At 54.5% G+C, this 10,495-nt stretch carries 5 protein-coding genes and 1 tRNA gene; 4 read left to right on the top strand and 2 right to left on the bottom strand.

Features of this window, described 5'->3' with window-relative positions; all coding sequences use genetic code 11:
• Positions 1-1,420 (bottom strand): lysine--tRNA ligase (gene lysS, locus Q0X57_RS05830; protein WP_297728910.1); only part of this gene is annotated, 1,420 nt, incomplete at its 3' end.
• Between the two features lie 520 nt (positions 1,421-1,940).
• On the opposite strand from lysS, the gene Q0X57_RS05825 reads away from it, so the two are divergent.
• A tRNA-Cys gene (locus tag Q0X57_RS05825) sits at positions 1,941-2,011 on the top strand.
• Between the two features lie 130 nt (positions 2,012-2,141).
• Here Q0X57_RS05825 and Q0X57_RS05820 read toward each other — a convergent pair.
• Entirely contained in the window at positions 2,142-3,368 is a 1,227-nt protein-coding gene (locus Q0X57_RS05820; RefSeq protein WP_297728907.1) for a class I SAM-dependent methyltransferase, read from the bottom strand.
• A gap of 175 nt (positions 3,369-3,543) precedes the next feature.
• Between Q0X57_RS05820 and uvrA the strand changes: the two genes are divergently transcribed.
• The 3 genes from uvrA to Q0X57_RS05805 are packed head-to-tail and all read left to right on the top strand — an operon-like array spanning position 3,544 to position 10,244.
• Entirely contained in the window at positions 3,544-6,498 is a 2,955-nt protein-coding gene (gene uvrA / locus Q0X57_RS05815) for an excinuclease ABC subunit UvrA (RefSeq protein ID WP_297728904.1), read from the top strand.
• A gap of 22 nt (positions 6,499-6,520) precedes the next feature.
• Entirely contained in the window at positions 6,521-7,906 is a 1,386-nt protein-coding gene (locus tag Q0X57_RS05810) for a hypothetical protein (protein WP_297728901.1), read from the top strand.
• A 1-nt stretch (position 7,907) separates the two neighbouring features.
• Positions 7,908-10,244, top strand: coding sequence for an ATP-dependent helicase (locus Q0X57_RS05805; protein ID WP_297728897.1), 2,337 nt, complete (start codon positions 7,908-7,910; stop codon positions 10,242-10,244).
• The last annotated feature ends 251 nt before the right edge of the window (positions 10,245-10,495 follow it).

Below are 10,495 nucleotides of genomic sequence, written 5' to 3'. Positions count from 1 at the left end.
TACCAGACGTGGGGGGCATGCCAAACTCTAGAGCACGTAGGAAGTCGTGATCGATATACATCGCCTCATCATCTCCCCGCTCGCTCAGACGTAGCTGATCCTCAAAGCGGTGACGCTGATCTATCGGATCATTGAGCTCTGAGTAAGCATTGGCCAGCTCCTTACCATTGACAAATAGCTCAAAGCGCTCTGTCAGATCACTCCTATCACGGTGCTCCTTAGTGAGCGGAGACATAGCCTTCGGATAGTCTATGATGAAGGTCGGCTGTACCAAGTGTGGCTCAGCAACTGTGCCAAAGAGTTCGTCGATTAGCTTACCGACACCCATCGTTTCATCTATCTCCACACCCTTAGCTTGGCACACCTTGCGTAGCTCAGCCTCGTCCATGCCATCTATATTGACCCCTCCATACTCTTGAATAGCGTCGATCATCGTGAGGCGACGATAGGGAGGCTTAAACTCTATTGTATGCTCCCCTACCTGAATGGTCGTAGAGCCTAGCACCTCCCGACAGATATGCTCAATCATCTGCTCCGTCATCTGCATCATCCAGCGGTAGTCCTTGTAGGCGACATAGATCTCCATGCAGGTAAACTCAGGATTGTGCGTTCGGTCCATACCCTCATTGCGGAAGTTACGGCTAAACTCGTAAACGCCCTCAAAGCCACCCACGATCAACCTCTTTAGGTAAAGCTCATTAGCGATACGCAGGTAGAGCGGTATGTCAAGCGCATTGTGATGCGTCACGAAAGGACGAGCCGCAGCGCCACCAGGGATAGACTGCAGCACAGGCGTATCCACCTCTAGGTAGCCACGTGAATTGAAGAAGTTGCGCATCGACTGGAAGATCTTCGTACGCTTCATGAAGATGCTCTTCACCCCCTCATTGACTATCAGATCCACATAGCGACGGCGGTAGCGTAGCTCAGGATCGGTAAAGCCATCGAAGACCTGATCGTCCTTAGCCTTGACGATAGGGAGCGGACGTAGCGCCTTGCTCAGCAAAGTCAACTCCTCGGCATGCACCGAAATCTCACCCGTCTGAGTGCGGAAGACAAAGCCCTTGACACCGACAATGTCGCCAATGTCGAGGAGCTTCTTAAAGAGCTTGTTATATAGATCCTTATCCTCTCCAGGGCAGAGGTCATCACGAGTCACATAGACCTGTATACGCCCCGAGGCATCTTGTAGCTCCATGAAGGAAGCCTTGCCCATGATGCGTCGACTCATGACACGACCAGCGATGCTCACCTCCATACGAGGCGCATCATCTTGATATTGGTCCTGTACCTCCTGAGCATGTGCCGTCACGACATACTCGGCTGCTGGATAAGGGTTGATGCCCATCTGACGAATCTCGTCTAGGCTGTTGCGACGTGCTATCTCCTGGTCACTAAGTTCTAGTAAGTGTAAGTCCATAAACTGTAGTTAAGTATAAAAACGCTTCCACCCGCTCTGAGCATGCAGTCTAGGTGGTAAAAGCCTATTTCCTTCCATCGAATCAGCTAGGAAGGTAAGATCGGCTCAAGCCAGCTTACGGGGTATCTATGATACACCCTCTGCAAAAGTACTCATTTTAGGCCTCACTACCAAAAGCGCACCCCTCCGACCAATCTCCCGACCTTTTCCCGATCACAGCCATTTCTTCGGAGGAATTTGCAAATAGCTCACTGGAAAACAACTATTCTCCACGGAACCGGGAAATAAAAGTTCGGAAGAATGAAATGAAACTTCGGAAGAAAGAAACCAAAGTTCCGAGGAATTTGTTCGTCCCTCGCTGGATAATCTAGGATATCCACCGAGGAATTCAGCATTTTCTCCACGAAGATTCAGATAAGCCCGTCGCTTGCGATTACGTCAAGCTTGTATATGAAATAGCCGAAGCATTTGGTTTGTCCAAAAATTGTTGTATCTTTGCAGGCGTAATCGCGAAAGCAATGGGTCGTTGGCCGAGTGGTTAGGCAACGGTCTGCAAAACCGTGTACGGCGGTTCAAATCCGCCACGAACCTCTACAATAAACAGTTTTTCATATCTTTGGTTCCTCCACGAGTCTTGGTACTTGTGGAGGAGTTTTTTTATCCCCTCTTCTTCTCACACACTTGTGCTAGCAAGAGGAGACTGTTGCAAAAGTCAACAGTCTCAAGAGGTGAGGATCAGTAGCTTACGCACTTGCTCTCCTAGGGTCGTGGCGAGCAGGTAGTAGGTATCACTCTCGTCAGTTCGGAGCGTCTTCTTGAGCTCCTGAGCTGTCAGTGGAAAGTGTCTAGACATAATCGTGAGCGCTGGATAGCGCTCACGCAGGGAGTACAGGCTCTTGCCCCTGAGGGTTGACTTGCTATAGTCTATCTCCTCGATCAGCCGATAGCTCTTGTACAGAGGGCTCGTGGATGCCTGTGAAGAGGTGTATATGTGGCTGTTAGGTCCGAGCAGGGAGAGCGACTGCTCCTGGGCAATCAGGTGGTAGGCACCGCTTTTCATCAGGAGCGGCTGAGGAATATGGATATACTCCTCTACGCTAGTCGCATAGGACGTGCGGACTGAGGACAAAGCTTCGTAGGGAAAGCTCCACCGACTGACCTCTCCCAAGCGATCTATCAGAGCTAGATGGAGCTCTACATTTGCCTCTTGTGGAGCCATCGAGATGGAAACCAGTAGCTCTTTGACCTCATCTTGTAGTTGTACGATATGAAGCGCGGAAATCTGTGGCAGCTGCTCCAATATCCAGTGAATGTCTAGCATAGGAGAGAGCTTAAGTAGCAAACGTCCTGCATAGCCCAGCTCTTGTAGCCGAGCTATGATCTGAAGAGGTGCCGGACTATACTCATCCATGCTAATGAGTCGCTTGTTTCGATCGTCCATATCGCGTCGTGCTGGATCAGCATAGACGAGCGTTACCCCCTCTAGTGTAGAGGCATCCATCTCCGCCAGTACATCTCCACAGCGCACCGTCACATTGTCTCGCTGCAGGAGCTTATGCACATTGTAAGTCAAGGCTTGAGCCATCACAGGGTCTATCTCATAGATCAGGCTACGCTCTGCGACAGAAGCCATAGCAAGCGCATCAATCCCCATCCCGCCAGTCATATCTAGGACACGGTCATGCTCCGTGACAAACCCCTGCTTGTAGCGTGCCGTAAGCTCACTGCTAGACTGCTCGAAGTTGACCCTGTGCGGGACATATCCGCCACCCTGGAGGAAGTGTGGCACCTTGCGTTGCATCTTTGGTAAGAGAGAGACCTGTAGAGCGACCTGGCGCTTCATCTCAGGCTCCAACTCACTCCGCTCGAAGAGAATCCTATCGGGCGATCTATCTGCCCAAAGCCTACTCAGCGCCACTGCTTGCTCTATATCTTGCTGTGATAACATACTGACTTCGTTGTCTACAGCGCAAAGTTAGCAGATAAGCAAATATCAGCAAAGCTGCCAAACCAAAGCTTCTCTACCCTACACTGCTATTTTCATTTACAAAAGGGCGCTTTCCACACCTTTCTATCGTAAATAATAACTACATTTGTAGGCTAAGAACGGGATTTCTAGATAAATGGATCAGAATAAACAGACAGTTCCCCATACAGAGCGACCTAGCGATAGCGACACGCACGCCTCTGCTGCAGATCAGGAGCTATGGGCGATGGGTGCTATCGAGGTGCATGGCGCTCGTGTGCACAACCTCAAGAATATAGATGTCTCACTACCTCGTCACAAGTTGACCGTCGTGACGGGACTCTCGGGGAGTGGCAAGTCTTCGCTTGCCTTCGACACCTTACTAGCAGAGGGACAGAGACGCTATCTAGACACTTTCTCCTCCTATGCCCGTAGCTTCATCGGAGGCGGTGGCGGACGACCAGATGTCGATGAGATCGTAGGACTCAGCCCTGTCGTAGCTATCGAGCAGAAGAGCGCCTCGACCAATCCCCGCTCTACCGTCGGCACTGTTACCGAGATCTACGACTACCTACGTATCCTCTATGCACGTGTCGGCACCCCCTACTCCTACCTCACGGGCAAGGAGATGGTGCGCTACACCGAAGAGCAGGTCGTGGAGCATATCATGGAGCAGTACGCCGACGAGGGGATCTACATACTAGCTCCCATCGTGGTCGATCGTAAGGGTCACTACCGCGAGCTCTTTGAGCAGATGAGACGTCGAGGCTTCCTGCACGCTTACATTGACGGTGAGGTGTGCGAGCTGACGCCTGGGATGCGACTCAACCGTTTCTCCATACACTATGTCAGCGTCGTGGTGGACAAGTGCTCCGTACGAGAGAGTAATAAGCAGCGTATCACCGAGGCTGTAAGCATAGCGATGAAGCTCGGAGAGGGTGTCATCGACGTGATGCGACGAGATAGCACAGAGATACAGCATCTGAGCAAGCGACTGATGGACCCCGAGAGCGGTATCGCCTATCCAGACGCTTCGCCAGCCGACTTTTCGTTCAATTCGCCTCGTGGCTACTGCAAGCGCTGCAAGGGCTTGGGCCGTGTGGGCGTACTAGACATAGATAAGGTGGTGGCAGATCCCAAGGTCTCCATACGTGATGGAGCCATCGTACCTATCGGACGCTACAAGAAGCGCAGCCTGCTCTTTACCTCTATTGAGGAGATCTTGACAGAGCACGGTTGTACGATAGACACTCCCTTTGAGAAGATTCCAGCAGAGGCTGTCGATCAGATCTTCTTTGGCATTGACTCGGACGACTCCGACGATGAGGGCGAGGCGCACTTCGCCTTCGAGGGTGTCTCCCAGTATGTTCGGGATCTAGCCGAGGATGATGACGCTACAGCCTCTATGCGTAGTTGGGCGGAAGAGTTCCTGACTGAGCAAACTTGTCCCGAGTGCAACGGACGACGACTCAACCCGATAGCTCTCAGCTACAAGCTAGCGGGTTATACCATCGCCGACCTGACGGAGCTAGACCTAGACCGTTTAGAGGGACGACTGCGTGAGATCGAAGGGCAACTGACGAAAAACCAACAGAAGGTGGCGCACGAAGTCATCAAAGAGATACTTCTCCGACTCACCTTCCTGCTGGATGTGGGGCTTTACTACCTGACGCTCGCTCGCCCCTCCGCTTCGCTCAGTGGTGGTGAGTCTCAGCGCATACGTCTAGCCACGCAGATAGGGACGGGACTGGTCGAGGTACTCTATATATTAGACGAGCCAGGCATTGGTCTGCACCAGCGGGACAACCGTATGCTCATCGATGCGCTCAAGAAGCTTCGTGATGCGCAAAACACGGTCCTCGTCGTAGAGCACGATCGTGATATGATGCTCGCAGCGGACTACCTGATCGATATGGGACCAGGAGCGGGGCGTCTCGGCGGGCATGTGACCTATCAGGGGCCTCCCTCTGCGATTGGCGACACGCACACGCTCACCTGCGACTATCTGACCAATAGACTAGCCATCCCCCTACCTGCTAGCTACCGACAACCTACCGATGACGCATGGTTACGACTCAAGGGCTGCACAGGCAATAACCTTAAGAACGTAGATGTCTCTATCCCGCTAGGTCTCTTCGTATGCGTCACAGGCGTGTCGGGGAGCGGTAAGTCTTCGCTCATCAACGGTACGCTGGTGCCGATCATCTCGCAGCACCTCTATCGTAGCAAGCAGGTTCCACTCCCCTACTCCTCTGTCGAGGGCTTGGAGCTGATTGACAAGATAGCTTTCGTGGACCAGTCACCACTAGGTCGCACGCCGAGGAGCAATCCTGCGACCTACACGGGACTCTTTAGCGAGATACGTAATCTCTTTGTCCAGGTTCCCGAGAGCCGTGCTCGAGGTTACAAGCCAGGGCGCTTCTCCTTTAATGTCAAAGGCGGACGCTGCGAAGAGTGCAAGGGTAATGGCTACAAAACCATTTCGATGAACTTCCTCCCCGACGTGACCATCCCGTGTGACGTGTGCCGTGGTAAGCGATACAACCGTGAGACCCTCGAGGTACGCTACAAGGGCAAGAGCATTGCCGAGGTGCTAGACATGACCTTCAATCAGGCGGTCGAATTCTTTGAGCATATCCCTGCCCTCTACCGCAAGCTCGCTACGTTGCAGCGCGTCGGGCTAGGCTATGTCAAGCTGGGTCAACCCTCCACGACCCTATCGGGCGGAGAGAGCCAGCGTGTCAAGCTCGCGACCGAGCTCTCGAAGCGAGACACGGGACGCACCCTTTACGTCCTCGATGAGCCGACCACAGGTTTACACTTTGAGGACATACGTGTCCTGCTCAAGCTGGTCAACGAGCTGGTAGACCGTGGCAATACGGTACTCATCATCGAGCACAATCTGGATGTGATCAAGAGCGCCGACTACCTTATTGATATGGGACTTGAGGGCGGACGCAATGGTGGCGAGCTCATCTTCGCTGGCTCGCCTCTAGAGATGGCTCAGTGTCCCGACAAGCAGAGCTACACAGCGCAGTATCTCAAGGAGGAGATGCAGCGCACCCCAACGACTGAATCAGACGAGCAGGCTTCCTCAGCCTCTCACTCATAGACACCTATTTATCTACTGGATTATGGAACAGACAGATCCCAAGAAACTTTCCAACCGCTATTGCCCCGAAGGCATGAGCGTTGAAGCATGGCAGATAGCCCTTCGCAAGCAATTTGCCGAGCAAAACGAGTTTACCGTATCGCACCTAGACAACAACCGCATCTGGGGCGACTACATGGTGCAGAGCGGTTCAAACCATTATCGTGTCGCCTTCCGTGGTGTACGGAGCGACCGCAACTACTGCGCTTGTCTAGACTTTCGCACCAGCGGGCTAGGCACTTGCAAGCACGTTGAGGCGGTCATTAACTACCTCTCGGAGGAGGTCCCCGGCTATCCCTGGGGTACTACACCCTTCCAGCCCGACCGAACCTCTATCTTCATCAGCTACAAGGGCGGACGCACCATCGAGTGCAGCATAGGCAAGGGAAAAGAGGAGCTCTACGCCGACTGGCAGGCTCGCTACTTCGAGGGAACACTCCTCCCCCCGAAGCATTACCACCTCATAGACCAAATAACAGAAGAGGCCAAGGAGCTCTCCAGCACCTTCCAGTGCTACGACGATGTCTACGAGATGATCCGTGGCTATCTCCGTCTGCACAACTGGCGCGGACTAGTCGCCCGCACGCTCCCCGATGGCGAGCTACCGCAGCCATATGCGCAGTCCATTGCTAGTCCAGAGATGCGCCAGACGCTTTACAAGCTCCTGCACCAGAGCTACAGCATCATACCAGCGCCTCATAGCGAGACGATCATAGAGCCTATCATAGCGCTGATGCGCTTCGTCTCGGTCCATGACGCTGGGCGTATGCTGATTGTGGTGCGCAGTGAAGCGGAGCAAAGCCTTTGGTACAAGCTTCTCGACCAGAGAGGCGTCACCGAGGGCGTTACCGTGGCGCTCTCCTCCGAGGTCAATAGACAAAACACAAGCATCTCAGGAGCCTACAGCCTAGTCTTTGTCGCTTGTGGCGAAAAGCTCAGCAAGTGGACCGATCCCATCTCCATTGCGCTCAAGCGCCTTGCCATCAAGCATCTCTACATCTCGGTACCGCACCTATCGCTCTTCACGCCCCTGCAGTTCTCCTCTATCACGCAGCACATCGACCCCTATTTGCTAGGGCCGACCTATCTCTTTATAGAGGATGCCAAGCAGTTCTTCCCGATGACAGACCTCCCCGAGCGTCTCCCCGAGCGTCTCGAGGGTTTGGTCACCTTCCTGCCCGATGACCCGACCATCCGCACCTACGAGCCTCAGCTGCCGAGCACTCCGAGCAAAGAGCCCGTATGCGACGACGAGGCGCTCCCCTACCAGCTCCTCCAGGCGCTACGTGACGCCATCGCCGATCCCAAGCGACGCATCCGCCTGCTCGATACGCTAGACTCGATCCTTCAGGAAGAAGAGCAAGAGTAATATGGTAGACCTCACTGCACTCAACGAAGCACAGCGAGCTGCCGTCGTCTATAACGAAGGTCCCGCCCTAGTCATCGCTGGAGCGGGCTCGGGCAAGACCCGCGTCATCACCTACAAGCTGGCTCACCTCGTAGACCAGGGATGGAATCCCCAGCGACTCTACGCACTCACCTTTACCAACAAAGCTGCCGGCGAGATGCGCTCACGTGTCAGCGAAATGCTTGGCGAAGGCATCGCCTATAGGCTTCGCATGGGCACCTTTCACTCCATCTGTGGACGTATCCTACGACGCTACGCCCCACTGCTTGGCTACAGCCAGGACTACTCCATCTACGATACCAGTGACACCAAGGCGCTCATACGCAACTGCATCAAGGAGCTAGACCTTAGCGACAAGAGCTACACCCCGACGCGTGTCCTCAAGCGCATATCCGATGCGAAGAATATGCTCATCTCCCCGCAAGCCTACGCCGCCAATCAGGAGATACGCAAGTACGATACGATGAATCATGAGGGCGAGCTCTATAAGCTCTACAGCCTCTACACCCAGCGCTGCAAGGAGAGCAACTCGATGGACTTCGACGACCTGCTCTTCCTCCTCAACGTCCTCATACGCGACTTCCCCGAGGCGCACCAAGAGATCAAGAGCGGCATAGACTTCCTCCTCATCGACGAGTATCAGGACACAAACACCTCTCAGTTTGAGCTAGCCCGTCACCTTGTTGCCGACCACAACCGCATCTTTGCCGTGGGTGACGATGCCCAGAGCATCTACTCCTTCCGAGGGGCGCGCATTGCCAATATCCTCAGCTTCAAGCAAGCCTTCGCCGGCGCCAAGCTCTTTAAGCTAGAGCAAAACTACCGCTCCACAGGCCATATCGTCAGCAGTGCCAATGCCCTCATCGAGCACAACCAGCAGCGCATCCCCAAGGAGGTCTACACCGACCTCGGCGAGGGCGAGAAGCTACAGCTCTACCACTACACCTCGTCCGACGAGGAGGCGACACGACTCATCGACATCATCACGCAGAGACACGATGAGGAGCAGATACCGCTCTCTGACCAGACCATCCTCTACCGTACGAACGCTCAGAGCCGTAAGTTCGAGGAGGTGCTTCTCTCGGAGGGCATCCCCTACGTCATCTACGGAGGCATGGCCTTCTACGCTCGTGCCGAGATCAAAGACGCCATAGCTTATCTCCAGCTCATCATCAACCCGCACAACGAGCTGGCGCTCCGCCGAGCCATCGCCTATCCACGCAAAGGCATTGGCGACAAAACCCTCGAGAGGGTCGCTCTCTATGCGCAGCAGCACAGCCCGCAGCTATCGCTCTATGACGCCCTATGCGCCGCCATCGACAGTGCCGACCCTGTCGGTCTCAGCCGAGGCGTACGCAACAAGATAGCCTCCTTCGTCAATCTCATCGATTCGCTCGCCACAGCTTATCAGCAGTACGCCAAGCTCGAGGAGTGGATCGCACACATACTCCGTGAGAGCGGCATCGTCGCTGAGCTCACACGCGAAGACACCGTCGAGAGCCAGGCCAAGCTCGACAACCTCAAGGAGTTTGTCAGCAGTGCCTCCGAGTTTGAGGCTCGCTACCGACAGGACCCGCTCAACCTCTTTGCCGAGGAACCTCTTGGCACCGAACTGCTCAGCGCCTTTGCCCAGCAGATCCCCCTCCTGACCAACCAAGACCAGGACAATGTCGAGCAGCAGAGCGGAGTTGCCCTACAGGATCGGCTACAGCTCATGACCATCCATGCCGCCAAGGGACTAGAGTTCCCCTACGTCTACATCGCTGGTGTAGAGGAAAACCTCCTCCCCTCCTCGCGTAGCCTCGACACAGCCGAGATGATCGAAGAGGAGCGCCGACTCCTCTACGTCGGCATCACACGAGCCCAAAAGCTCTGCACCCTCAGCTACACCAGCATACGGACACGCAACGGTAAGACCGAGCTCATGATCCCCAGTCGCTTCATCGCTGAGTTACCACGGACGCACTACACCCTCCACGAGGAGGCAGCCCCCATCGGGACCAGCGTGCGCAGCTATGCCAACAGCTACCAGCCAACGACCAACAGCCCACGGCCAACAGCCACCAGCCCCAGCGCTAGCTCCGCCCCAGCGCAGCAGATGCTAGCGAAGAGTTCGCCCGTCAACGCCCTCGAGAGCCTCGACGGCTACCACGTCGGTGACCGCGTGCGCCATCCACGTCATGGCGACGGTGAGATACAGCGCATTGAGAGCGCCATGGGTGGCAAACTAACCATCCACTTCGACGACGGCCGAACCCGCGAAGTCCTCATCCGCTACACCCCCCTAGACCATATATAGGTAAGGTCTCAGATTACCCCAACTCTCTAACCACACACCCCTCTAAGAAACAGACCTCTAAGAACAGACACTTGACAATGAGTCTGGGATATGTGGATTGAGCCTGGCTTCATAGCGCTATTGACACTCATACATCTTGGCTAAGTCCGATAGCTCACGAGAAATGTCCCCAATAGCTCACGAGAAAACAAAAATCCCCCACGGAGGGGCGAAATAAAAGTTCGGAAGAATGAAATGAAACTTCGGAAGAA

It is taken from the genome of uncultured Porphyromonas sp., assembly GCF_947254915.1.
GTDB lineage: Bacteria > Bacteroidota > Bacteroidia > Bacteroidales > Porphyromonadaceae > Porphyromonas.
The sequence above is the reverse complement of the archived record's forward strand: the minus strand, read 5'-3'. Positions and strand labels throughout refer to the sequence as shown.

Excerpts from the sequence above, each read along its gene's own strand:
- uvrA (WP_297728904.1), top strand. The coding sequence starts at position 3,544 with ATGGATCAGAATAAACAGACAGTTCCCCATACAGAGCGACCTAGCGAT.
- Q0X57_RS05805 (WP_297728897.1), top strand. The coding sequence starts at position 7,908 with ATGGTAGACCTCACTGCACTCAACGAAGCACAGCGAGCTGCCGTCGTC.
- Q0X57_RS05810 (WP_297728901.1), top strand. The coding sequence starts at position 6,521 with ATGGAACAGACAGATCCCAAGAAACTTTCCAACCGCTATTGCCCCGAA.
- Q0X57_RS05820 (WP_297728907.1), bottom strand. The coding sequence starts at position 3,368 with ATGTTATCACAGCAAGATATAGAGCAAGCAGTGGCGCTGAGTAGGCTT.